The sequence below is a fragment of the Mesorhizobium sp. C372A genome (assembly GCF_030323245.1).
Classification (GTDB): domain Bacteria; phylum Pseudomonadota; class Alphaproteobacteria; order Rhizobiales; family Rhizobiaceae; genus Mesorhizobium.
In genome coordinates this window covers 1,829,630-1,853,111 of the sequence record NZ_CP100475.1, presented here as the reverse complement: position 1 = coordinate 1,853,111, position 23,482 = coordinate 1,829,630, and the positions used below count along the sequence as shown (strand labels likewise).

Here is a 23,482-nt window from a genome sequence, read left to right as displayed (position 1 = left end):
CCTGCAGAAGTCGTCAGGTCTGCGTCCTGGCGACTTCGTCGAGGATCCATTCGCGGAAAGCGATGATGCGCGGATCGTTGGCAGTGCTCTCGGGATAGACCAGGAAGTAGCCGAACTCCGGCCCCACGCGCAGACCGAGTTCAAAGGGCTGCACCAGCCTTCCCTGGGAAAGGTCGTTTGCCACCATGGCGAACTCGGCGAGCGCCACGGCATTGCCGTCGAGCGCCGCCTGCACGGCATCGGTAGAGGTTCCAAACACGATAGTCCGGCTGTCGTCGAAATCGTTGATGCCGGCCGCCGCCATCCACATGCGCCAGTTCGGCCATGTCACGCCTTGGCGCGACCATTCGATATGGGCAAGCGTGTGGTTGAAGAGGTCGCGCGGTTCGCGCAGCGGCGGGCCGGAGGTCAGCAGGCTCGGGCTGCACACCGGAATGAGGATGTTGTCGAACAGGCGATGGGCGCGAAGCCCCGGATACTTGCCGACCCCGAACCGGATGCCGACATCGACGTCGTCGAGTTCGAAATCGCGCACTTCGTAGCCGATGTCGAATCTCAGCTCGATACTGGGCTGAAGTTTGCGAAAATCGTCGACGCGCCGCATCAGCCATTTTGACGCGAACTGCGCGTCGAGCGTTACCTTCAGCAATGCCGTGCCGCGCGTCAGCTTGCGCGCCCGCGACACCGCCCGGTTGAGCAGGTCGAGCGCATCGATCGAGGCCTCGAACAGCACCGTACCTGCCTCGGTCAACCGGATGGTACGACTGGTTCGCGTGAACAGCACCAGCCCGAGCTGATCCTCGATTTCCTTGATCTGGTGGCTGACCGCCGCCGGCGTCAGCCCGAGCTCGTCGGCAGCGCGGGTGAAATTGAGGTGGCGGGCGGCGGCTTCCAGAGTCCTCAGCGCGCGCGTTCCGGGCAACAGACGGGACATCAACTTATCCTCAAATAAAACTTGACGATCCGAAAAGAACTACTCGTTTCTCTCATGGATTTCAATGCGGCATGATGCATCCATCGAAACACCATCAAGCCGGATTTGATATCCGGCGGAACACGGGAGCGCATCATGTCCATCTTCGTTTTGAACTCGCCAGCAGCTCGCTCGAACTGGTTGCATGCCGTAACGGACTGGCTTCGCCAGGCGAAAGTCGCCATCAACCTGCCGCGCCAGGACGTGGAGGATCTGTCGGATCGCCAGTTGCGCGACGTCGGCGCGCAGCGCAAGGACGTGACGCGGGCCGTGGACCGGGAACTCGGCCGGCTTGGATTGCTGGACACTGGGTGGCAGAAGCCGAGAAGGCGTTAGGCAATGGTGAGTAGGGAGTAGTGAGTAGTGAGTAGTGAAGGATTGAAACGACGCCGAGACCATCCTACTCCCTACTCCCTACTCCCTACTCCCTACTCCCTACTCCCTACTCCCTACTCCCTACTCCCTACTCCCTACTCCCTACTCCCTACTCCCTACTCCCTACTCCCTACCTCACCACCCTCACCACCGTCCGGTCCGACACCAGCGGCAACAGCCGCGCCATTGTCCGCGCTGTCACCGCCACGCAGCCTTGCGTCGGCGTGAAGCCTGGGCGCGCCAGATGGAAGAAGATGGCGCTGCCGCGGCCGCGCCGGCGCGGCGCCATGTTCCAGTCGAGCACCAGGCAGGCGTCATAGAGGCGGTCGTCGCGCCGCATTCGCTCATGGCTGGCGCCATAGGGGATTTTCACCGGCCGGTTGTAGTTGCGGTCGTCCGGCACCTCGCACCAGCCGAGATCGGCGCCGATCGGCGCCATCGCCAGCCGGGTTTTGCGGCCGGCCGCGAAATGATCGCCCCGAAAATATCCTGACAAAATCCGCATCTCGCCAAGCGGCGTCGCACCGTCGCCTTCGCGCTTGTTGGCCGAGATGCCGCCGCGTCCGAGCGCACAGGCAAACACCTTGCTGCCGGCCTGCAATATCCCCTGGCTGGGGTTGCCCGGCCTCGCCCGAACCACCAGCACACGCAGCCCTTTCGGCAAAATTGCGCCGGCTGCATTGCGATCGCGTTTTTTCTTGTATGATCGTGTCACGGAACAAATCACTGTGATCGGACTGTTGCGCCGGTCAGCTTCCGCATAAATGGGGGGCGGTCAACTGAAAATTCTTTTCAAAACAATGGATTGATCCATGACATCACGTACCATTCTGATCGTTGACGACGATGACGACCTGCGCGGAACCCTCGTCGAGCAACTGGCCCTTTACGAAGAATTCGACGTCTTGCAGGAAGCGACCGCCGCCAAAGGCGTCGCCGCGGCGCGCGGCGGGCTCATCGACCTGCTCATCATGGATGTCGGGCTGCCGGACATGGATGGCCGCGAGGCGGTGAAGATCCTGCGCAAGGGCGGCTACAAGGCGCCGATCATCATGCTGACCGGCCACGATACCGATTCCGACACAATTCTGGGCCTCGAGGCCGGCGCCAACGACTATGTCACAAAGCCGTTCCGCTTCGCCGTGCTGCTCGCCCGCATACGCGCACAACTGCGCCAGCACGAGCAGAGCGAGGACGCCACCTTTTCGGTCGGGCCCTACACGTTCAAGCCCAGCCAGAAGCTTCTGATCGACCAGCGCGGCGGCAAGGTGCGGCTGACCGAGAAGGAAGCCTCGATCATCAAATATCTCTATCGAGCCGACCAGAAGGTGGTGACGCGCGACGTCCTGCTCGAGGAAGTGTGGGGCTACAATTCCGGCGTCACCACGCACACGCTGGAAACTCACGTCTACCGGCTGCGCCAGAAGATCGAGCGCGATCCTTCCAATGCTGAAATTCTTGTGACAGAAAGCGGCGGCTACAAGCTGGTTCCTTAAACTTTTCATTGTTCAATAAGCGGTCGGGGCGGGACTGTTTCGGGGAGGATCCGGCTGGGGGAGCCTGGATCGGCCCGCTGCGCAGATTGAAGTGTTAGAGCGTCCTTTGCGCGTCCAATTGGACACGCGGCGCTCTAAGGGAGGGATTGGACTGACCGTTCGGGGACGCAGCTAGAGATGGCGCTGGATGACGACATCCGCATCCTGTCCGCCGTGAAGCTCTTTGAGGGTTTCACGCAGGAACAGCTGCGCCTGCTCGCCTTCGGCGCCGAAGCCACCCATCTGCAGGCCGACCGCAAGCTGTACCGCGAGGATGACGAAGCCGACTCAGCCTATATCGTGGTCAGTGGCCGCATCGTGCTCTACCGCGAGCATGACGGCGACCGCATCCCGATCGGCACCGCCGGCCCCGGCACGATCCTCAGCGAACTGGCGCTGATCGCCGACTCAAGACGGCTGACCAGCGCCTCAGCCGAGACCGATTCGGAAGTGATAAGGTTGAGCCGCAAGATGTTTCGCCGCATCCTGGAGGAATATCCCGAAGTGGCGGTGAAACTGCACCAGCGAATCCTTGATGATTTTCAGGCCATGATCGCCCGCATCGAGAAGTTGGCCCCAAGGTTTGGCGGGTAGGTCCCCGCGACCGCGCTCACGCTTGGGTGTGTCGAGATTCAGGTCAGGCCGAGTCGAAAATGGCTGATACCCAGAACCGGAGCGGAGCGTACTCAAAGTACGCACCGGAAGCGCAGGTATCGGCCATTGCAGGCCGGCCTCACCTGAATATCGGCACGCCTAATCCAGGTCGAACCGGGCAATCACCGGCACATGGTCCGAGGGCCGCTCCCAGCCACGCGCCTCTCGCAGGATCTCATAGCCGGCAAAGCTCGGCACCAGGTTCGGTGACGACCAGACATGGTCGAGCCGGCGGCCGCGGTTCGAGGCTTCCCAGTCCCGCGCGCGATAGCTCCACCAGGTGTAGAGCTTCTGCTCTGGCGGCACGTCGAGCCGCATCAGGTCGACCCAGTCGCCGGCGATCCGCATCGCGTCGAAATTTTGCGTCTCGACCGGCGTGTGGCTGACGACGTTGAGCAATTGCTTGTGCGACCAGACATCGTGCTCCTGCGGCGCGATGTTGAGGTCGCCGACCAGGATCGAAGCCGACACCTCGTCATGCGCGGCGTGGATGGCGTTCATCTCGGCAACGAAATCGAGCTTGTGGCGGAACTTGCGGTTGATCTCCGGATCGGGCTCGTCGCCGCCGGCCGGCACGTAGAAATTGTGGACCAGGATTGCCTTGCCGCCGGCCTGCACCTTGACCGACAGATGCCGGCTGTCATCGATCTCGCAGAAGCGCCGTTTCTCGACAATCTCGATCGGCCGCCGCGCCACCGTCGCAACGCCGTGATAGCCCTTCTGGCCATGGAATGCGATGTGCTCGTAGCCGGCCTTGCGGAACGCCTTTTCCGGAAACAGCTCGTCGGGAACCTTCGTCTCCTGCAGGCAAAGCACATCGGGCGCCTGCTCCGTCAGCAGCCGCTCGACGATCGGCATGCGCAGGCGCACGGAATTGATGTTCCAGGTGGCGATGGAGAAGGGCATGCGGCGATCCGAACAAGGTCGCCGATCTACTGCCAGCCGAGCGCTACAAACACAAGCCAGCCTTTGCGGGCGGCGGCCCTGATTCAGGTCAGGCCGAGTCGAAAATGGTGGTCTCAGAGAACCGGAGCGGAGCGTACTTAAACCACGTGAGCGCCGGAAGCGCAGGAGATCGCCATTTGCAGGCCGGCCTGACCGGATCTAGCGGTGGTTGGTGTTCAGCTCGCGGTTCGCCGTATAGTCGATGGCGAACGTATCCGCAGGGAAGCTGACGCCTTCCTTGGTGTTGTAGATCATCACCGTGGTGTCCTTGCCCTGCGCGTCGGTGATGGTCCACTGGCGCAGATCATAGGATTTCGGATCGAACATCATGGTGATCTTCGAATTCCCGAACACCGACTTGTCGGCAAGCTGGATGGTGGTGAGGTCGCTCTCTTCCTTGATCGATTTGACGCGGCCGCCCGAGAGGTCGATCTTGGTGTCGAGCAACAGCTTCAGCGGCGTCTTCGACAACGGATAGAGATCGGACGTTTTCAGCCGCTTGTTGAGGATGACCACCGACTTGCCGTCGGAAATCACCCGGAAATTCGACTTGCCGTCATAGTTGAAGCGAATCTTGCCTGGCCGCTCAAGGAAGAACTTGCCGCCGGTCTGCTGGTTGTTGGGGCCGAACTGGACGAACTCGCCGCTCATCGATTTGACCGAGGAGAAATGGTCGGCGATCTTTTGCGCCGTCGGCGGCACTGCCGCCTGCGCCGAGGCCAAGAGCTGGAACCCCGGCACGACGTTGATGGCCGCGGCGCCGGCAAGCATCAGGCCAAGGCCGAGCAACTGGCGACGGTTTGGAGCGAAATCGCTGATCGCGGAAAGATCGTTTTTCATGCCGGTCACTCTCGTGTGGTGTGTGTCTCGTTGCAGTCCGTGGACCCCCAGTTAGACTTAAGTTTGGCGGACCGGACAGCGCTCAGTCGCTGTAACGCGCCAAAAGGTTCAAGGTTGCCGCCGGGCCGTATCGGCTGATCAGAACTTGTCGTCCTCGGTCGGCACCAGGATTTCGCGTTTGCCGGCATGGTTGGCCGGGCCGACAATGCCTTCCTTCTCCATCTTCTCGATGATCGAGGCGGCGCGGTTGTAGCCGATGCCGAGCCGGCGCTGGATATAGCTGGTCGACGCCTTGCCGTCGCGCAGCACGACCGAGACCGCCTGGTCGTAGGGATCGTCGGAATCCTCGAAATTGCTGTTGCCGCCACCGCCAGCGCCGCCCTTGCCCGACGGCTCGTCATCGTCCTCGCCGTCATCCTCGGTGATGGCGTCGAGATATTCGGGCACGCCCTGCAGCTTCAGATGGGCGACGATCTTCTCGACCTCGTCGTCGGCGACGAACGGGCCGTGCACGCGCTGGATGCGGCCGCCGCCGGCCATGTACAGCATGTCGCCCATGCCGAGCAGCTGCTCGGCGCCCTGCTCGCCCAGAATGGTGCGGCTGTCGATCTTCGACGTCACCTGGAAGGAGATACGGGTCGGGAAATTGGCCTTGATGGTGCCGGTGATGACGTCGACCGACGGACGCTGCGTCGCCATGATGACATGGATGCCGGCCGCGCGCGCCATTTGTGCCAGGCGCTGCACCGCGCCTTCGATGTCCTTGCCGGCGACCATCATCAAATCGGCCATCTCGTCGATGATGACCACTATGTAGGGCATTGGCTCGAGATCGAGGTTCTCGGTCTCGTAGATCGCCTCGCCGGTCTGGCGGTCGAAGCCGGTCTGCACGGTGCGCGAGATTTTTTCGCCCTTCTTTTCAGCCAACTGCACGCGCGCGTTGAAGCCGTCGATGTTGCGCACGCCGACCTTGGACATCTTGCGGTAGCGGTCCTCCATCTCGCGCACGGTCCATTTCAACGCCACCACCGCCTTCTTCGGGTCGGTGACCACCGGCGTCAGAAGGTGCGGGATGCCGTCATAGACCGAAAGTTCCAGCATCTTCGGGTCGATCATGATCAGCCGGCAGTCCTGCGGCGTCAGCTTGTAGAGCAGCGACAGGATCATGGTGTTGATGGCGACGGACTTGCCGGAGCCGGTGGTGCCGGCGACCAGCACATGCGGCATCTTGGCGATGTCGACGATCACCGCCTCGCCATTGATGGTCTTGCCCAGCGCCAGCGCCAGCTTGGACTTGGTCGTCTCGAAATCGCGGCTGGCCAGGATCTCCCGGAGATAGACGGTCTCGCGCTTGGCATTCGGCAATTCGATGCCGATGGCGTTGCGGCCGGGCACCACGGCGACGCGGCAGGCAATGGCGCTCATCGAGCGGGCGATGTCGTCGGACAGGCCGATGACGCGCGACGATTTGATGCCGGGCGCCGGCTCCAACTCATAGAGCGTGACCACCGGGCCGGGCCGTACCGCGATAATCTCGCCCTTGACGCCGAAATCCTCCAGAACGCCTTCGAGCAGGCGCGCATTCTGCTCCAGCGCGTCCTTGGACAGGCTGGCGTCGCGCACCACGTTCTTCGGCTCCGACAGGAAATGCAGCGACGGCATTTCGAATGTTTCCGAGCCGATCAGCGAGGTCTGCGCCTCGCGCTGGACGCGCGCGCCGGGAGCGGGACGCGGCGCAGGTGCGGCGACGCGGGTCGCCGCATCTGACCGGAAGTTTTGCACCTTGGCGTTCGGCGCGGCACGGCGCGGGACCGGCTCGTCGTCGAGTTCGACCTCCTCGTCGCCATTGTCGAAACCGGCATCGAGGACGTCGTCATCGTCCGGATCGACGGAAACGCTGCGGTCATTGACCATGGCGGCGAAGAATTCCGGCTCGACGCGGGCGCGGCCATCCGGGCTCATCCGCGCTTCGGCGAATTCCGCCGATTCGACCCGTTCGGCGGCGCGGCGCCATGCGGTGGAGCGCTGCTCCATCTCCGGCTTGAACTCGTCGCGCTCCTGCTGGCGGCGCACAGCCCGGCGATGCATCCAGGCGCGGAAAGACAGCCACCAGTGGGTAACGGCGCCGAGCGCCAGTATCCCCTCGTCGCCCTCGTCCTCGTCTTCGTCGAAGAGCAGGTCGTCCTCTCGGGGATCGGGCTCCGCGGTGCGCTCCATGACGGCAAAGCCGTTCTTGCGCGCAATCAGCGCCGAGCCATAGGCAAACAGCCACAGCGCCGGCGCAATGAGCACCATGGCAATGACGCTGGCAACGATGCCGGTCGGGTAGCCGCCAATGACCAGGCCCGGAATATTGAGCACCATGTCGCCGAACACGCCGCCGAGGCCGGTCGGCAACGGCCACGTCTTGGGCGGCACCACGCAGCCGGCCATCGCCGCCGCGAGCAGCGCGAAGCCGAACCAGGCAAGGCCGCGCTTCGGCAGCCTGTCGACGCCGCGCGCCGAAAACAGGAGAAAGCCCCAGATCACCGCCGGCACCAGGGCGGCGACCGCGGCAAGGCCGAAGAACTGCATGGCGAGGTCGGAGAATACCGCGCCCGCATAGCCCATGGCGTTGGTGACGATGTTGTCGGTGGCGTGCGAGAAGCTGGGATCGGCGACGTTCCAGGTCGCCAGCGCCGCGACGCCAAAGGCGACCAGCGCAAACAGGCCGGCGCCGACCAGCCGCCCGACCTGGCGCCGCGCGAATGCCTGGATGCCGTGCCCCGTATCGGTCAGCGCGAGCGGTGCTGAAGCCCCTGAACGCATGCTTCGTTCCCCGTCTGTCATGGACTGGCCGGGCGCATGACGCACTCCGGCAGATTCGGATGTCAGACTATCGGGGGGAAGGTTAAGGCCGCATTAACTATACGGCAGCCGGTGCCACGATCTTGCTCACTCCACTGTAGGCAGTCTCAACAGTTCGGAACCAATCCGGTCGACGTCTCCCCGCCGGCGGCCATCATAGAACGTGATTGCGCGGGGACCGAGGCCTGCCAGCACGGTTGCCAAAAAAGAGAGGCCCGGAATAACCCGGGCCTCAAAGCGTGAACTCCTTTCGGGAGCGTCACGACGGGATGGGAGAATGCGGGGCGGCCGAAGCCGCCCCGCGGTGCTTACGAGTGGTAGGCCGCTTCGCCATGCGAAGTCAGGTCGAGGCCTTCGCGCTCGGCGTCGGCTGTCGGACGCAGACCGATGATCAAGTCGACGACCTTGTAGAGGATTGCGCTGCCGATGCCCGACCACAGCAGGGTTACCAGGACGCCTTTGCCCTGTGCCAGGAGCTGCGTGGCCGTGCCGGCATAGCCGGCGGCGAAGTCGGCCGTCGAATAGTCGACGATGCCGGCGCCGCCGAGGGCGGGATTGACCAGAATGCCAGTGCCGAGCGCACCGATGATGCCACCGACGCAGTGGACGCCGAAGACATCGAGGCTGTCATCATAGTCGAACGTGTTCTTCACCACCGAGACGAAGAAGTAGCAGACGAAGGTGGCGACGATGCCAAGCACGATAGCGCCCATCGGGCCGGCAAAACCTGCAGCCGGCGTAATCGCGACGAGGCCGGTGACCGCGCCCGAAACAGCGCCGAGCATGGAGGCTTTGCCGCGCAGCAGCGATTCAAGCACGATCCAGGCCACTGCCGCCGCCGCCGTGGCGACGAAGGTGTTGATCATCGCCAGCACCGCATAGGCGTTTGCTTCGAGGTTCGAACCGGCGTTGAAGCCGAACCAGCCGACCCACAGCAATGAAGCGCCGACCATGGTCAGCGTCATCGAGTGCGGCGCCATGATGTCCTTCTTGTAGCCGATGCGCTTGCCGATCATCAGCGCGCCGACGAGACCGGCAATGCCCGCATTGATGTGAACGACCGTGCCGCCGGCGAAGTCGATGGCGCCGAAGCTGAAGATCAGGCCGGACGGGTCGGCATAGGCGCTCGGGCCGCCCCAGAACCAGACCATGTGCGCGATCGGGAAGTAGATTAACGTCACCCATAGGATAACGAAAAGGATCAAGGCGGAGAATTTGACGCGTTCGGCGAATGCGCCGACGATCAGGGCGGGCGTGATGCAGGCGAAGGTCATCTGGAAGACGACGAACACCAGTTCAGGAATGGCGACGCCCTTGCTGAAGGTTTCCGAAAGCGTCGATACGTTGACGCCGGAGAGAAACATCTTCGAAAGGCCGCCGACGAAGGCGTTGCCCGGGGTGAAGGCGAGGCTGTAGCCGTAGAAGACCCAGATGATCATGACCACGCTGGTGATGGTGAAGACCTGCATCAGCACCGACAGCATGTTCTTGGTACGAACCAGGCCGCCGTAGAAAAGCGCAAGGCCGGGAATGGTCATCAACAGCACCAGCACGGTGGAAATCATCATCCACGTGGTGTCGCCCTTGTCGACGGTAAAAGCCGGCGCTGCTGGCGCTGCCGCCGCGACGGCGGGAGCCGCCTCCTGCGCGAAGGCAGCAACCGTGCCCAATGCTCCGAGCGCTAAGGAGCCCAGCAGCGCGGAGCGCGCCACTGACTTCAAGGTGGAAGGTATATTCATTGAACTCTCCATTGGAATACGTGTTCGCCGCTCAAAGTGCGTCGGTGTCTGTTTCGCCGGTACGGATGCGCACCGCCTGATCGATGCCGAAGACGAAGATCTTGCCGTCGCCGATCTGGCCGGTCTTGGCCGCCGCCGTGATGGCTTCGACGGCCTTGTCGACCAGGTCTGTGCTAACCGCGACTTCGATCTTGATTTTCGGCAGGAAACTGACCGCGTATTCCGCCCCGCGATAGATTTCCGTGTGTCCCTTCTGACGCCCGTAGCCTTTGACTTCGGTGACGGTCAGGCCCTGGATGCCGACGGCGGTGAGCGCTTCGCGCACCTCGTCGAGCTTGAACGGCTTGATGATTGCCATCACGATTTTCATAAGGTTTCACCCTTTGCTGTTGCGGTCCCCCGCGTTTGCACACCTTCACCGATCCCAAAAAGCCCGGAGAGTGCCCAACAGGATTCAAGCTCCGTGCCAGTTGCCGAAGCAGGGTGTTAACTCATTGTAAACAAACGGATCGCTCGAGTCCCGGCGCCACGGTGCGCACTGTCAACGGACAGTCACTGATTAAAAAGTAGGCAATTTTTCGAAAATGCCTATCCCGCAGGCGGCCGCTTCAGCCGGATCAGGCCTTCTTGGGCAACCGAGGCGATCAGCGTGCCGTCGCGGGCAAACAGCGAGCCGCGGGTGAAGCCGCGCGACCCCTGCGTCGAGGGGCTGTCCTGCGTGTACAGGATCCAGTCATCGAGCGGATGGCTGCGATGGAACCACATCGCATGGTCGAGGCTCGCCGCCTGGATGTCGCGGTCGAAAATGGCGCGGCCGTGCGCAAAGGTCGAGGTGTCGAGCAGCGTCATGTCGGAGAGGTAGGCAAGCACCGCCGCCTGGATGCCGCGGTCGGCCGGCACCGGGCCGGTGGTGCGGATCCAGATGTTCTGCTGCGGCTCCAGCTTTTCGCGGCTGGTGTAATGCTTCAGCATCACCGGCTTCATCTCGATCGGCCGGTCACGCTCCCAATAGCGCTTGATGCCGTCCGGCACCGCCTCGCCGAACTTGCCCAGCAATTCGCGCTGCGACAACAGGCTGTCGGGCGGCGGCACGTCGCGCGGCATCGGCAGCTGATGCTCAAGGCCAACCTCATCCTGCTGGAACGAGGCTTCCAGCGAAAAGATCGCCTGGCCGTGCTGGATCGCCACCACGCGCCGCGTGGTGAAGGAGCCGCCATCGCGGATGCGGTCGACCTCGTAGACGATCGGCACCTTGGTGTCGCCGGGCCGCATGAAATAGCCGTGCAGCGAATGCACGTGGCGCTCGGGCTCGACGGTGCGCTGCGCGGCGACCAGCGCCTGGGCAATGGTCTGGCCGCCGAAAACGCGCTGCCAGTCGAGCTTGGGGCTGCGACCACGGTACAGATTGTGTTCCAGCTGCTCGAGGTCGAGAATGCTGAGAAGCTCGTCCATGGCCGCCGTCATGCTTCGTGACCTCGCCGTAAGATGCTATGGCGGTTTCCGACAGGAATGGCGGGCAGTCAAGGCCGGAATGCCCCAGTGGGCGGGGATGGTCGAGACTTCGAAAGGAATTGACATGGCGAACCGCAACACGGACGCAAAAAACCCGCTCGACGTGCTGGTCGCTGGCGCCGGCTATGTCGGCCTCGCCGCCGCCGTGTCGCTGAAACAGGCGCGGCCGGGCCTCGCCGTGGCGGTCGTTGATGCTGCCCCCGCCGGCGTCTGGCAGAAGGACCGCCGCGCCTCGGCGATCGCCGCCGCCGCCTGCCGCATGCTCGACCAGCTCGGCGTCTGGCAGGAAATCGTCGGGCAATCGCAGGCGATCACCGAGATGATCGTCACCGATTCGCGCACCGCCGATCCGGTGCGTCCGGTGTTTCTCACCTTCGATGGCGAGGTCGCGCCGGGCGAACCGTTCGCCCACATGGTCGCCAACAAGGACCTGAACGGCGCCTTGCGCCGCCGCGCGCAAAAGCTCGGCATCGACATCATCGAAGGTGTCGCGGTCGCATCGTTCGACGGCAATGGCGCCGGCATCACCGTGCATCTGGCCGACGGCGCGGCGATTGAGGCGCGGCTGCTGGTCGCCGCCGACGGCGTCAATTCCAAATTGCGCGACATGGCCGGCATCAAGACGGTGAAATGGGAATATGGCCAGTCCGGCATCGTCTGCACGGTGGCGCATGAGCGCCCGCACAATGGCCGCGCCGAAGAGCATTTTCTGCCGGCCGGCCCGTTTGCAACGCTGCCGCTCAAGCCCACCGAGGACGGCACCAACCGTTCGTCGCTGGTCTGGGTCGAACGTTCCGAGGATGCCGAAAAGCTGGTCTCGGGCGACGACCTCGTCTTCGAGCAGGAGCTTGAATTGCGCTTCGGCCTGAAGCTCGGCGAAATCCGCCTCACCGACAAGCCGCGCGCCTGGCCGCTCGGCCTGACCATCGCGCGCGCCTTTGTCGCCCCGCGCGTAGCACTTGCCGGCGACGCCGCGCACGGCATCCACCCGATCGCCGGCCAGGGCCTCAATCTCGGCTTCAAGGATGTGGCGGCCCTTGCTGAAGTGGTGGTCGAGGCCGATCGCTTGGGACAGGATATCGGCGCGCTCGACGTGCTCGAGCGCTACCAGCAATGGCGCCGCTTCGACACGGTGCAGATGGGCGTCACCACAGATGTGCTGAACCGGCTGTTTTCCAACGACATCGGCCCGCTGCGCCAGCTCCGCGACATAGGCCTCGGCCTTGTCGAACGGATGCCCAGGCTGAAGGAGTTCTTCATCCGCCAGGCGTCGGGGTTGTCCAACGGCACACCACGGCTGCTCAAGGGTGAGGCGATTTAGGCCGGGAATGAGTGCCGCTTTGTCATAGACGCGGCTCGGCTCCTGACATCAGCCGCGCAATGTTGGCGCGGTGGCGCACGATCACGTAGATGCCGCCGGCGATGACCAGCAACCGGTAGGGCAATGGTTGTTCCATGCCGCCGACGAGGGCGATCGCGGTGAGCGCCGCCAGCATCGAACTCAGGGACACAATTCGGGAAACTGCCAACACCACGGCAAATGCCGTCGCCGCGCCTAGACCCACAGGCCAGGACATCGCCAACAAAACACCCAACCCCGTCGCAGCCGATTTGCCGCCGGTGAAATTCAGCCAGATCGAACGGCTATGCCCAAGCAAAACAGCGAGTCCGGCCAAGCATACAACCCAAGGAGCCCAAACGGGCATATCAGATATTGCCGACGGCGGCGTTGCGGAAGACCAGAAACAAAACCAACGGGCAAAGATGACCGCTGCCGCCCCTTTCAGCACGTCCACCAGAAGCACCACCAATGCTGGCCATTTCCCGAGTGTGCGCAATACATTTGTCGCACCGGTGGACTTGGAGCCGTGCTCCCGGATATCGATGCCCTTAAGCAGTTTCCCCGCCAGATAGCCGGCAGGCGTAGAGCCGATAAGGTAAGCGGCAGCCGATCCTACCACGCTCGCTATCCAGAATGACATGCGCCCGGGCTGTTTCTCAGTTGACCTCAAACCCCAGCTTCTGCCGCAGTCGCAGCATGCGTTGGTCGGCGACCTTGAAACTCTGCTCGCCGCTCTTGGCAACACGATCCAGCATCTGCAGCAGGTCTTCGCGCTCATGCGGATCGAGGCGCTCGCGCAGGAAGGGCGCCAGCTTGTCGATGACGATCGTCGTGTCGTCGATCTGCGCCGCGGCCCATTTGGCGTAGACGACGGCTTCATCGGTCTTCTTCTGGTTGTCCGCAATCTGCGAGATCACCTCGCGGATAACCGTTTCGCGCTTCGGCAGGATGGGACCATGCTCCGCCGCGATTGCCATGATCAGCGTTGCTGCCGCCACCACCGGATCGTCGATCGCCGTCAGCGGCGACAGCGCCGCCTGCTTGCGCAGCTTCTTGCGCCTTATGTTGCCCTGGACGCGGCCGACGACGTCGGCGACCTCGCGCGCGGCTTCGTTCATAGCCTTCATGCGATACCACCAGAACGCCCCGGCTCCCAGCACGCCGAGAATAGCAATCAGGAAAGGCATGTCGAATTCCCCCGAAAATTGCGGCGACGATAGGAGAACTCCGGCGTTGCTTCAACACGCAAGAATTGTATCTGATGAGAAAACAGAGCTGGCCCCCTAATCATCCAGACGCCGAGATCGGGCGTCCTGGGTTCAGGTCGCTCGTCACGGGCACTAATGATGCAACCGCTTAGCGATAACGCTGACTTCGCATCGAGCGCGGTGCCCATTATGACGATCCGTTCGGCCACTGCAACGCGGCTGTCGGCGCGGTGACGCCAACCTGGGACGATCCGATGTTCCACCCGTTTCTCTACGGGTCGGGACAAGGGGCGGAGTTCCGCGCCGGCTTCTACGGCCTCGCCGGCTGGCACGGGGAAGGCCATTTGTTGCGCGCATTGTTCGAGGGCGTGATGTTCGAGCACCGGCGCCACATCGATGTTCTGAAGGACGCCGGTGTCAGCTTCGACAAAGCGGTCCTGTCCGGCGGCGGTTCGCGCAGCGAGCACTGGCCGCAGATCTTCGCCGACGGGCTTGGCGTGCCGATCACCGTCCCTGAAGCACGCGAGACCGGCGCACTTGGTGCGGCGATCGGCGCCGGGGTCGCGGCCGGCCTGTTCGCCGACTATGAGGCCGGCGTCGACGCCATGACCCGGTCAAGCGCCGCCTACCGTCCGAACCCGGCCATGCAGGACCATTACAACAGGCGTTATCGCGCCTATTGCGGCCTTGCCGATACGCTGCGATCGTTCTGGGCCGAACACGCCGCAGAACCGAGTAGAACACCGCCGAGTAAACCACCGCAATGACCCAACGGCTCGATGGCGACTACGACTACATCATTGTCGGCGCAGGCACCGCCGGCTGCGTGCTGGCCAATCGCCTGAGCGAAAACCCGGCGACGCGCGTGCTGCTGCTCGAGGCCGGCGGCAGCGACAATTATCACTGGGTGCATATCCCGGTCGGCTATCTCTATTGCATCGGCAATCCGCGCACCGACTGGATGATGAAGACTGCCCCCGAAGCCGGCCTGAACGGCCGCTCGCTGGTCTATCCCCGCGGCAAGGTGCTGGGCGGCTGCACCTCGGTCAACGGCATGATCTACATGCGCGGCCAGGCGGCGGACTACGATGGCTGGCGGCAGATGGGCAATGTCGGCTGGGGCTGGGACGATGTGCTGCCCTACTTCCTCAAATCCGAGGACCATCATGGCGGCAAGACCGAGCTGCATGGCTCCCGCGGCGAATGGAAAGTGGCGCGGCAACGCCTGTCGTGGCCGATCCTGAACACCGTGCAGGAGGCGGCCAAGGAATTCGGCATCATGCCGCGCGAGGATTTTAACGACGGCGACAATGAGGGGTCCGGCTTCTTCGAAGTCAACCAGAGCAAGGGCGTGCGCTGGAACACAGCCAAGGCATTCTTGCGCCCGGCGCTGCGACGGCCGAACCTCAGGCTGGTCGTCAACGCGCATGTCGAGACGGTGTTGTTCGAGGGCAAGCGTGCTATCGGCGTTTGTTATCGCGTCGGCGGCCAAACCATCGAGGCAAAGGCCAGGAGCGAGGTGCTGCTGACCGCCGGCTCGATCAACACGCCGAAACTGCTGGAGCTTTCCGGGGTCGGCGAGCCGGATCGCCTCGCCGCGCTCGGCATCGATGTGGTTCACGCCAGCCCCAATGTCGGCGAGAACCTTCAGGACCATCTGCAGATCCGTACCGTCTATAAAGTGTCGGCGGCGCTGACACTCAACACGCTTGCCAACAGCCTGAGCGGCAAGGCGAAGATCGCGCTGCAATATGCCTTTGGCCGCTCGGGACCGATGTCGATGGCGCCGAGCCAGTTCGGCATGTTCTCGAAATCCGATCCGTCGATGGCGACGCCGGACCTGGAGTACCACGTCCAGCCCTTGTCTACCGACCGGCTGGGCGACCCGCTGCACCCGTTCCCGGCAATCACCATGTCGGTCTGCAATCTGCGCCCCGACAGCCTCGGCTCCGTGCATACCACGACGCGCGACCTGGCCGTGCAGCCCGAGATCCGGCTGAACTACCTCTCGACGGTGCGCGACCGCGAGATCGCGCTGCGCTCGGTGCGCCAGGCGCGCAGCATCATGACCGCCAAGGCGCTTGCCGGCTTCCATCCGGAGGAAATCCTGCCAGGCCCCACCCACCAGTCCGATGATGACCTGCTGCACCAGATCGGCTCGATCGCCACGACCATCTTCCACCCAGTCGGCACCTGTAGGATGGGCATCGATGACCGCGCCGTCGTCAGCCCGGACCTGCGCGTGACCGGTATCGAGGGGCTGCGGATCATCGACGCCTCGATCATGCCGCGCATCGTCTCCGGCAACACCGCCTCGCCAGTGGTGATGATCGCCGAGAAGGCGGCGGATATGATCCGCCGGCCTGCATGACCTCGCCGCTGCCGCCTACGACCCCGGCACGTCGTAGATCGCCCTGACCTCGATCGTGCCGATTTCGGCCAGCGGAATTTTGCCGGCGATCTCGAGCGCCTGTTCGAGAGTGTCGGCTTCGATCATGACGAAACCAAGCAACTGCTCCTTGGTTTCGGCAAACGGACCGTCAGTGATCAGCCGCTTGCCTTGGCGCCGCCGCACCGTCTTCGACGTCTTCACCGATTGCAGCGCCTGCGCGATGATCAGCTTGCCTTGCTGGTCCAATGACCGGTCATAGGCCATCGAATCGGCGTCGAGCTTGGCCAGACGCTCCGGCGTCATGGCATGGAGGTCCTTTTCCTCGCCGTAGACCAGACAGACATATTTCATTTCCAGCTCCCTTGCTGTGACGACCCATAGGCGATCACGGTGCCGGCGGCATCCTTGCCGGCAGCAGCGTGGTCGAGCACGCAGACCGCAATGCCGATCACGGCGACCGCAGCAAGCAGCCGGCCGAAGCCGGAAGATCGCGAGCACTCGATCTCGCGTAGACGCGCGCTTTTGTCGGCGTCGTTCCAATGGGCAGAAAACAGATTGTTCATCTTGGATCTCCATCCGCCACGAGAATCCGTGGACGCTCGCAGGACGGCCGGCGCCGATGCAAGTCGACATTTTTGCACGCACATTTTTCAGAAAAGATTTGCAGGGCTCGCCGGCGTCGCATCCGGCCGAAACAGCGCGGTGGTCTTCCCCTGCCGCCGCGCTATAGTTGGAGGGAACGCCGCGTGGCCGGCGCTGTCGCTGTAATCAAGGAGAATCTTATGGACCGCACCGCAAACGCCGTCTGGAAAGGCAATCTGAAGGAGGGCACGGGCACGCTCGACAGCCAGAGCGGCACCTTGAAGGGCACGCCCTATTCGTTCAAGGCTCGCTTCGAGGACGAGAGCGGCAAATCCGGCACCAATCCCGAAGAGTTGATCGCGGCGGCACACGCCGGCTGCTACGCCATGCAGCTGTCGCATTTCCTGGCCGAGAACGGCACGCCCGCCACCGAGCTCGACGCCAAGACGGTGGTGACGCTGGTGCCCGGCACCGGCATCACCGGCAGCGCCATCACCCTGATCGGCAAGGTACCGGGCATTGATGCGGCGAAGTTCAAGGAACTGGCCGAGAAGGCCAAGGCGGAGTGCCCGGTTTCGAAGGCGCTGGGGGCCATCGCAGTGTCGCTCGACGCGAAGCTGGGGTGATCCGCCGATTTTGCCCGGGGTAGCGATTCTTCGCGCCCCCCTCTGCCCTGCCGGGCATCTCCCGGGGAGATTGGAAGCTCGGTAGCTGGCACTCTTCTTTCGACGTTCGTGATTGGCGAAGGCCGGCGTGACATCTGATCTCCCCACTTGAGGGGGAGATGGCCGGCAGGCCAGAGGGGGGTGCTGTCCCGCCGACGTCTCGGATACTATTAGGCGCCCAGCGCATCAAGCCGGGCGCGAAGGGCTGCGACTTCCTGCTCCAGAGCCTCCAATCTTGCTTCCAGGTCGGAAGCAGGCAAGGCCGGCGCACTCCGCTGCATCGATAACGCCGCGACGTCCACCGGTCCTGCGAGCAGATGCACAAAACGGTCCTCGCGCTGCCCCGGCCCGCGCGGTATTTCCTGGACGAGCGGCGGTCGGCGGCCGATCAGCATGTCGAGTTCAGCGCGCAGGTCTTCGATCGACGAGAACCGCGCCATGCGCTCAGCTCGCGCCAGCAACTCATGCGCCGTCTGCGGCCCGCGCAGCAAAAGCAGGCCGATCACCGCAGTCTGCGGCGTCGTCAGCGAGAAGCGCTGCGCCATCTGATGCCCATAGCGCTCGACGCGCGAGCCGAACATCTGACGCACCAGCCCCTTCTGCTCGAGCAGCTTCAGCGTCCGATGCACCTCTGTCGGCTCGAGCGCCATCACAGGCTCGCGCGCCGTCTTCTGGTTGGCGGCTGCAAGTGCTGCATTCAGCGTCAGCGGATAGACATCCGGCGTCAGCTCCTTCTTCTCGATCAGGCAGCCGAGCACACGGACTTCGACCGGATTAAGGATTGGAAGCTCTTCGCTCATTGGGTTGAGTATCCTTTCTAGCGCCGGCGAGACAGCGCCCACCTCTCTGTCTACCGAATATCTCCCCACGCGGGGGGAGATCGGCAGCTTCGCCGACAGCGCGCCATCCTTCAACCTTGGAGATTGGCGAAAGCCGCGATGACGGCCAATCTCCCCACCCGTGGGGGAGATGTCCGGCAGGACAGAGGGGCGCGCGAAGGATCGCCGCGTTCGAGATTGCCGCGAGCGAACTCGCCTCAACTAAACCCGCCGCTCCACCATCATCTTCTTGATCTCGGCAATCGCCTTGGCCGGGTTGAGCCCCTTCGGGCAGGTCTGGGCGCAGTTCATGATGGTGTGGCAGCGGTAGAGCCGAAACGGGTCTTCGAGATCGTCGAGCCGTTCGCCCGTGGCTTCGTCGCGGCTGTCGATCAGCCAGCGATAGGCCTGCAGCAGCGTCGCCGGGCCGAGATAGCGGTCGCCGTTCCACCAATAGCTCGGGCACGAGGTCGAGCAGCAGGCGCATAGGATGCACTCGTAGAGCCCGTCGAGCTTCTCGCGGTCCTCGTGGCTCTGCAGCCACTCCTTGGCCGGCTCCGGCGACACTGTCTTCAGCCAGGGCTGGATCGAGGCGTGCTGGGCGTAGAAATTGGTGAGGTCGGGCACCAGGTCCTTGACCACCTGCATATGCGGCAGCGGGTAAACTTTGACTGCGCCGGAAATATCGTCGCAGCCCTTGGTGCAGGCCAGCGTGTTGGAGCCATCGATGTTCATGGCGCAGGAGCCGCAAATGCCTTCGCGGCAGGAGCGGCGCAACGCCAGCGTCGGGTCGATCTTGTTCTTGATCCAGAGCAGCGCGTCGAGCACCATCGGCCCGCAATCGTCCATGTCGACGAAATAGGTGTCGATGCGCGGGTTCTCGTCATCGTCGGGCGACCAGCGGTAGATGCGGTATTCCCGCAGGTTGGTGGCGCCCTCCGGCTTCGGCCAGGTCTTGCCCGGCTGCACCTTGGAGTTCTTGGGAAGCGTGAGTTCGACCATTACCTCAGATCCTTTCGGATGACGGGCTTCGGCACCATGGTCAGTATACCCTGGCCTTCGGCGCGATCTTGGCAAGACTGATGCCGCCGTCCTTTTCCGCCACCAGCGGCTCGGTGTGCACGGGACGATAGCTGAGGCTCACCTGGCCGTCCTCGCTTAGCCGGGCCAGCGTATGCTTGCGCCAGATAATGTCGTCTCGGGCCGAAAAATCTTCGCGCGCATGCGCGCCGCGGCTCTCCTTGCGCGCCTCGGCGCCGTAGACCGTGGTGATGGCGTTGGCCATCAGATTTTCCAGCTCCAGCGTCTCGACCAGGTCGGAATTCCAGATCGTCGAGCGGTCGGAGACTTTCAGGTCCTTGAGCTCGGTCCATATCTGCGAAATGCGCTTGCAGCCGTTTTCGAGCGACTCCTGTGTGCGGAACACGGCGGCGTCTTCCTGCATCGCCTTCTGCATTTTCTCACGCAGAACGGCGGTTGGCGTCGAGCCATTGGCGTGGCGCAGCCGGTCGAAGCGGTCCATGATGTTTTCGACCGAGGCTTCGTTGGGCGAAGGGATCGCCGAATTGCGGTCGATGACCTGGCCGGCGCGGATTGCGGCGGCGCGGCCGAACACCACCAGATCGATCAGCGAGTTCGAGCCCAGCCGGTTGGCGCCGTGCACGGAGGCACAGCCGGCCTCGCCGACCGCCATCAGCCCGGGTGACACCCGGTCAGGATTCTCGACAGTCGGGTTCAGCACCTCGCCCCAGTAATTGGTCGGCACGCCGCCCATATTGTAGTGCACCGTCGGCAGCACGGGGATCGGCTCCTTGGTCAGGTCGACGCCGGCGAAAATCCTGGCCGATTCCGAAATGCCCGGCAGCCGCTCATGCAGCACGGCCGGATCGAGATGGTCGAGATGCAGGAAGATATGGTCCTTGTTCTTGCCGACCCCGCGGCCTTCGCGGATCTCCAGCGTCATGCAACGCGAGACGACGTCGCGCGAGGCCAGGTCCTTGGCCGACGGCGCGTAGCGCTCCATGAAGCGCTCGCCCTCGGAATTGACGAGATAGCCGCCCTCGCCGCGCGCGCCTTCGGTGATCAGGCAGCCGGCGCCGTAGATGCCGGTCGGATGAAACTGCACGAACTCCATATCCTGCAACGGGAAGCCGGCCCGTGCCGCCATGCCGCCGCCGTCGCCTGTACAGGTGTGCGCCGACGTCGCCGAGAAATAGGCGCGGCCATATCCGCCGGTCGCCAGCACCACCATCTTGGCGGAGAAGCGATGGATGGTGCCGTCGTCGAGGTTCCAGGCGACGACGCCGGTGCAGGTGCCGTCCGGTTCCATGATCAGGTCGAGCGCAAAATACTCGATGAAGAACTGTGCATTGTTCTTCAGCGACTGGCCGTAGAGCGTGTGCAGGATGGCGTGACCGGTGCGGTCGGCGGCAGCACAGGTGCGCTGCACCGGCGGGCCGTCGCCATAATTCATCATGTGTCCGCCGAACGGCCGCTGGTAGATCTTGCCCTCTTCGGTGCGCGAGAACGGCACGCCGTAATGCTCGAGCTCGTAGACCGCCGCCGGTGCCTCGCGCACCAGATATTCCATGGCGTCGACGTCGCCCAGCCAGTCCGAACCCTTGACGGTGTCGTACATGTGCCACTGCCAGGAGTCCGGACCCATGTTGGACAGCGACGCGGCAATGCCGCCTTGTGCCGCCACCGTGTGCGAGCGGGTCGGGAACACTTTGGTGATGCAGGCCGTGCGCAGGCCCTGCTCGGCCATGCCGAGCGTGGCGCGCAGGCCGGCGCCGCCGGCGCCGACGACCACCACGTCGAACTTGTGGTCGACAAAGGTATAGCCGGTGGCCGATTTCGCGTCCTTGGCCAAATCAGCCTCCGAATGCCAGTTTGAGCAGGGCGAAGATCGAGGCGACGCCGACCGCTATGGTGAAAAACGTGCTGAGTGCGATCAGCGCCAGCTTCATGCCTTCGGCATGCACGTAATCCTCGATAATGACCTGCATGCCGACACGCATATGGGTGAGACCGGAAACGAGCACCAGCGCCAACACCAGCGCCACGAACGGACTGGCGAGCGCCGCCCGCACCTCGGCGAAGCCGGCGCCATTGAGCGCGATCAGGAACCCGACGAAGAACAGTATCAGCGGGATGTTGGCAATGGCCGTCAGCCGCTGTCGCCAGAAATGCCCGGTGCCTTCGCGGGCCGAGCCCAGACCGCGGACCTTGGCCAGCGGCGTGCGCATATCGTTGTTGTTCGTGCCGCTCATCACAAGGTTCCCCGCGCCATGTAGCCGGCGACCCAGATCAGCAGCGTGAGCAGGATGGAACCGGCGAGCGTCGCCCAGGCGATCTTCGATGCCGTGTGTTTCTCCAGCCCGGCGCCGGTGTCCCAGACGAGATGGCGCACGCCGCCCAGCATGTGGTGCATCAGCGCCCAGGTGTAGCCGAACAGGATGAGCCGGCCGAGCCAGGTGCCGAAGGCCCAGTTGATCCAATCGAAAGCGCCTTGCGAACTCGCCGCCGCCATCAGCCACGCGGCGACCAGCAGCGTGCCGAAATACAGCGCCCCGCCAGTGATGCGATGAATGATTGACATCGTCATGGTGATCGGTGGGCGGTAAATCGTCAGGTGCGGCGAGAGCGGCCGTTCACGTCTGGCGGTTCGGGTGGCTGGTGATTTGCTCATGGCTGCCCCAGTTCGATGTCCGGAGCCGCGGTGGAAAGCGGCACTTACCGCCTCGATATATGACTTCAGACAGCCGGTTTCTAATGCTCTTTTTGCACCGCGTCAAAGCCGGAAAATCGTTTTGAAAACGTCATTTAGTCTGACAAAAGGCTGCTGTTTCGCTTCAATCGATTTGGCCACCGTCGAAAGCCGGCGCACCGTTCGCTGCAGTGCGGCATTTCCTTTGCAATCGACGCCAGGCTATCGTTTGCAGGTCTGTGGTGTCGAGCCCCTCTTCATCACCAGCGCCTCGCGCGCGTCGATCACGATTGCGTCATGCGACGCCGCTTCCTGGTAGCGGCTGGACTGGTTGGCGGGTGATGCGGCAAACTCCTCGGTCGTGCCGTCTGGCCTGACAACGCGCAGCGCCGTGCCGAGGTTCTGGATGGTGATCACACCGCCATTGCCGCATCTGTAAGTCGCCGTGCCGACAGCAGACCGCGGGGCCGTAAGGTCGGTGACGATCTTGGCTGGCGGTGCGGCAGGTGCTGCAGGAGCCGTTGCGGAAGCCGGGGGCGCCACAGGTGGGGCGGACTGCTGAGCCGGCGCGGGCGCGACAGCGGGTGGTACGGTATTCACCGCCGTCGGCGCGCCGTTCTGCGGCACGCAGGCTGCGGCAGTCAGCAAGGGGATCGACAACAGCGTCACCCGAAACGTCCGGCGTAACGCCATATGCTGTCCTCCTGCGCGGCTAACTAGCCGCGATGTTCCACCAAGATCAAGCTCACCCGACGTCAGCGTAGTTGTGTGCGTCGCGGCCGATGGTGCGGGCAAGCATGGCCGAATGATGACGCCCGGGTTTCCATCCCGTCGGATATTAACCATGTTTGGCGAGAGATCGCCGCCGGATGCGCCTGCCCTCTTAACAAAGGTTAAGAAAAGGTTAATTTCCGATTCGATCGGGTCCACAGCAGAGAGGACACCATGCTTTCGAATTCAGGAAGAGCGCGCCTTGCGGCGCTTGTGCTGGCGACAGCCAGTCTCGGCTTCGCCGCCCCGGCAATGGCCTGGTCGCGCCATCATGACCGCGTCTATGCCGATTCCCTAGGCAATCTCGTCATCGACAGCGCCGCCGGCTACAAGCGCATCATTGTCGGCCAAGGCAGGCTGGCCAAGAAATTGTCCGACTACACCAGCGCCGGGCAGCCGGAAGCGGAACCGGAAGTCCTTTATGAAGACGAGGCGGATCACATCTCCAGGCGTGGCTGCTACCAGCCGCCGGTGTTCGTGAAGGGCCGCTCCTATATGTACGGCCTCTCCGATGGCGAAATGCCCAACCTCAGCCCTTGCCGCTGATGATCCGGCACGGCCGAGAGGCCGTTTAA

At 63.5% G+C, this 23,482-nt stretch carries 25 protein-coding genes and 1 pseudogene; 8 read left to right on the top strand and 18 right to left on the bottom strand.

From position 1 onward, the window contains the following. Positions 1-13 precede the first annotated feature (13 nt). Positions 14-934: a transcriptional regulator GcvA gene (gene gcvA / locus NLY42_RS08710; RefSeq protein WP_023683901.1), complete on the bottom strand. Its 921-nt coding sequence runs from the start codon at positions 932-934 to the stop codon at positions 14-16. A gap of 135 nt (positions 935-1,069) precedes the next feature. Here gcvA and NLY42_RS08705 point away from each other — a divergent pair, with 135 nt between their 5' ends. After that, positions 1,070-1,309, top strand: coding sequence for a hypothetical protein (locus tag NLY42_RS08705; RefSeq protein ID WP_023670491.1), 240 nt, complete (start codon positions 1,070-1,072; stop codon positions 1,307-1,309). Between the two features lie 169 nt (positions 1,310-1,478). On the opposite strand, the gene NLY42_RS08700 is transcribed toward NLY42_RS08705, so the two are convergent. Then, on the bottom strand, positions 1,479-2,015 hold the full coding sequence (locus NLY42_RS08700; RefSeq protein ID WP_196813612.1) for a L,D-transpeptidase family protein: 537 nt from the start codon (positions 2,013-2,015) through the stop codon (positions 1,479-1,481). A 145-nt stretch (positions 2,016-2,160) separates the two neighbouring features. On the opposite strand from NLY42_RS08700, the gene NLY42_RS08695 reads away from it, so the two are divergent. Together NLY42_RS08695 and NLY42_RS08690 are read left to right on the top strand one after the other, a co-directional pair. Then, entirely contained in the window at positions 2,161-2,844 is a 684-nt protein-coding gene (locus NLY42_RS08695; RefSeq protein WP_023670493.1) for a response regulator transcription factor, read from the top strand. A 177-nt stretch (positions 2,845-3,021) separates the two neighbouring features. Next, positions 3,022-3,477, top strand: a complete 456-nt coding sequence (locus NLY42_RS08690; RefSeq protein ID WP_023670494.1) for a cyclic nucleotide-binding domain-containing protein — start codon at positions 3,022-3,024, stop codon at positions 3,475-3,477. Between the two features lie 159 nt (positions 3,478-3,636). On the opposite strand, the gene xth is transcribed toward NLY42_RS08690, so the two are convergent. The 6 genes from xth to tesB all read right to left on the bottom strand — a co-directional run bounded on the left by xth (position 3,637) and on the right by tesB (position 11,372). Further along, entirely contained in the window at positions 3,637-4,443 is an 807-nt protein-coding gene (gene xth, locus NLY42_RS08685) for an exodeoxyribonuclease III (RefSeq protein WP_023698380.1), read from the bottom strand. A gap of 198 nt (positions 4,444-4,641) precedes the next feature. After that, positions 4,642-5,322: an outer-membrane lipoprotein carrier protein LolA gene (locus NLY42_RS08680; RefSeq protein ID WP_023683897.1), complete on the bottom strand. Its 681-nt coding sequence runs from the start codon at positions 5,320-5,322 to the stop codon at positions 4,642-4,644. Positions 5,323-5,460: 138 nt separating this feature from the next. Next, positions 5,461-8,130, bottom strand: coding sequence for a DNA translocase FtsK (locus NLY42_RS08675; RefSeq protein ID WP_023755625.1), 2,670 nt, complete (start codon positions 8,128-8,130; stop codon positions 5,461-5,463). Positions 8,131-8,477: 347 nt separating this feature from the next. Continuing rightward, positions 8,478-9,926 (bottom strand): ammonium transporter, encoded by a 1,449-nt coding sequence (locus NLY42_RS08670; protein WP_373420142.1) that lies wholly within the window; start codon positions 9,924-9,926, stop codon positions 8,478-8,480. 13 nt (positions 9,927-9,939) lie between these two features. After that, positions 9,940-10,278 carry a P-II family nitrogen regulator gene (locus tag NLY42_RS08665; RefSeq protein WP_023670499.1) on the bottom strand — a complete coding sequence of 113 codons (339 nt, stop codon included), beginning with the start codon at positions 10,276-10,278 and terminating at the stop codon, positions 9,940-9,942. Positions 10,279-10,496: 218 nt separating this feature from the next. After that, the gene (gene tesB / locus NLY42_RS08660) at positions 10,497-11,372 is read right to left on the bottom strand and encodes an acyl-CoA thioesterase II (protein ID WP_023755626.1); all 876 of its coding nucleotides are present in this window, start codon (positions 11,370-11,372) and stop codon (positions 10,497-10,499) included. Between the two features lie 112 nt (positions 11,373-11,484). On the opposite strand from tesB, the gene NLY42_RS08655 reads away from it, so the two are divergent. After that, positions 11,485-12,741, top strand: a complete 1,257-nt coding sequence (locus NLY42_RS08655; protein ID WP_023756505.1) for a ubiquinone biosynthesis hydroxylase — start codon at positions 11,485-11,487, stop codon at positions 12,739-12,741. A 22-nt stretch (positions 12,742-12,763) separates the two neighbouring features. Here NLY42_RS08655 and plsY read toward each other — a convergent pair whose 3' ends face one another. Further along, a complete protein-coding gene (plsY, locus tag NLY42_RS08650; RefSeq protein WP_023670502.1) occupies positions 12,764-13,402 on the bottom strand; it encodes a glycerol-3-phosphate 1-O-acyltransferase PlsY in 639 nt (212 codons plus the stop codon). 16 nt (positions 13,403-13,418) lie between these two features. Continuing rightward, positions 13,419-13,949 carry a hypothetical protein gene (locus NLY42_RS08645; RefSeq protein ID WP_023698376.1) on the bottom strand — a complete coding sequence of 177 codons (531 nt, stop codon included), beginning with the start codon at positions 13,947-13,949 and terminating at the stop codon, positions 13,419-13,421. A gap of 197 nt (positions 13,950-14,146) precedes the next feature. Here NLY42_RS08645 and NLY42_RS08640 point away from each other — a divergent pair. Together NLY42_RS08640 and NLY42_RS08635 are read left to right on the top strand one after the other, a co-directional pair. Next, positions 14,147-14,737 (top strand): annotated as a pseudogene (locus NLY42_RS08640) (FGGY-family carbohydrate kinase); the annotation flags it as partial. Then, positions 14,734-16,341, top strand: a complete 1,608-nt coding sequence (locus NLY42_RS08635) for a GMC family oxidoreductase (RefSeq protein ID WP_023755629.1) — start codon at positions 14,734-14,736, stop codon at positions 16,339-16,341. The pseudogene NLY42_RS08640 and the gene NLY42_RS08635, both read left to right, overlap by 4 nt. A 15-nt stretch (positions 16,342-16,356) precedes the next feature. Here NLY42_RS08635 and NLY42_RS08630 read toward each other — a convergent pair whose 3' ends face one another. Together NLY42_RS08630 and NLY42_RS08625 are read right to left on the bottom strand one after the other, a co-directional pair. Further along, positions 16,357-16,713 (bottom strand): YciI family protein, encoded by a 357-nt coding sequence (locus NLY42_RS08630; RefSeq protein ID WP_023755630.1) that lies wholly within the window; start codon positions 16,711-16,713, stop codon positions 16,357-16,359. Continuing rightward, positions 16,710-16,925 (bottom strand): hypothetical protein, encoded by a 216-nt coding sequence (locus tag NLY42_RS08625; RefSeq protein WP_023726056.1) that lies wholly within the window; start codon positions 16,923-16,925, stop codon positions 16,710-16,712. Before NLY42_RS08625 ends, NLY42_RS08630 begins: the two co-directional genes overlap by 4 nt. 219 nt (positions 16,926-17,144) lie before the next feature. On the opposite strand from NLY42_RS08625, the gene NLY42_RS08620 reads away from it, so the two are divergent. Then, complete coding sequence (locus NLY42_RS08620; RefSeq protein WP_023745404.1) at positions 17,145-17,570, top strand: OsmC family protein; 426 nt, start codon at positions 17,145-17,147, stop codon at positions 17,568-17,570. 209 nt (positions 17,571-17,779) lie between these two features. Here NLY42_RS08620 and NLY42_RS08615 read toward each other — a convergent pair whose 3' ends face one another. From NLY42_RS08615 to NLY42_RS08590, 6 genes are all read right to left on the bottom strand, one after another. Next, on the bottom strand, positions 17,780-18,409 hold the full coding sequence (locus tag NLY42_RS08615) for a YceH family protein (RefSeq protein ID WP_023755632.1): 630 nt from the start codon (positions 18,407-18,409) through the stop codon (positions 17,780-17,782). 240 nt (positions 18,410-18,649) lie between these two features. Then, positions 18,650-19,429: a succinate dehydrogenase iron-sulfur subunit gene (locus NLY42_RS08610; protein ID WP_023670510.1), complete on the bottom strand. Its 780-nt coding sequence runs from the start codon at positions 19,427-19,429 to the stop codon at positions 18,650-18,652. Positions 19,430-19,469: 40 nt separating this feature from the next. Next, entirely contained in the window at positions 19,470-21,299 is a 1,830-nt protein-coding gene (gene sdhA / locus NLY42_RS08605) for a succinate dehydrogenase flavoprotein subunit (RefSeq protein WP_023694495.1), read from the bottom strand. Between the two features lies 1 nt (position 21,300). Next, positions 21,301-21,699: a succinate dehydrogenase, hydrophobic membrane anchor protein gene (gene sdhD / locus NLY42_RS08600; RefSeq protein ID WP_023683885.1), complete on the bottom strand. Its 399-nt coding sequence runs from the start codon at positions 21,697-21,699 to the stop codon at positions 21,301-21,303. Next, positions 21,699-22,118, bottom strand: coding sequence for a succinate dehydrogenase, cytochrome b556 subunit (sdhC, locus tag NLY42_RS08595; protein WP_023683884.1), 420 nt, complete (start codon positions 22,116-22,118; stop codon positions 21,699-21,701). The genes sdhD and sdhC overlap by 1 nt, the downstream gene beginning before the upstream one ends. Before the next feature lie 240 nt (positions 22,119-22,358). After that, complete coding sequence (locus tag NLY42_RS08590; protein ID WP_023756504.1) at positions 22,359-22,829, bottom strand: hypothetical protein; 471 nt, start codon at positions 22,827-22,829, stop codon at positions 22,359-22,361. A gap of 252 nt (positions 22,830-23,081) precedes the next feature. On the opposite strand from NLY42_RS08590, the gene NLY42_RS08585 reads away from it, so the two are divergent. Further along, on the top strand, positions 23,082-23,453 hold the full coding sequence (locus NLY42_RS08585) for a hypothetical protein (protein WP_023687709.1): 372 nt from the start codon (positions 23,082-23,084) through the stop codon (positions 23,451-23,453). The last annotated feature ends 29 nt before the right edge of the window (positions 23,454-23,482 follow it).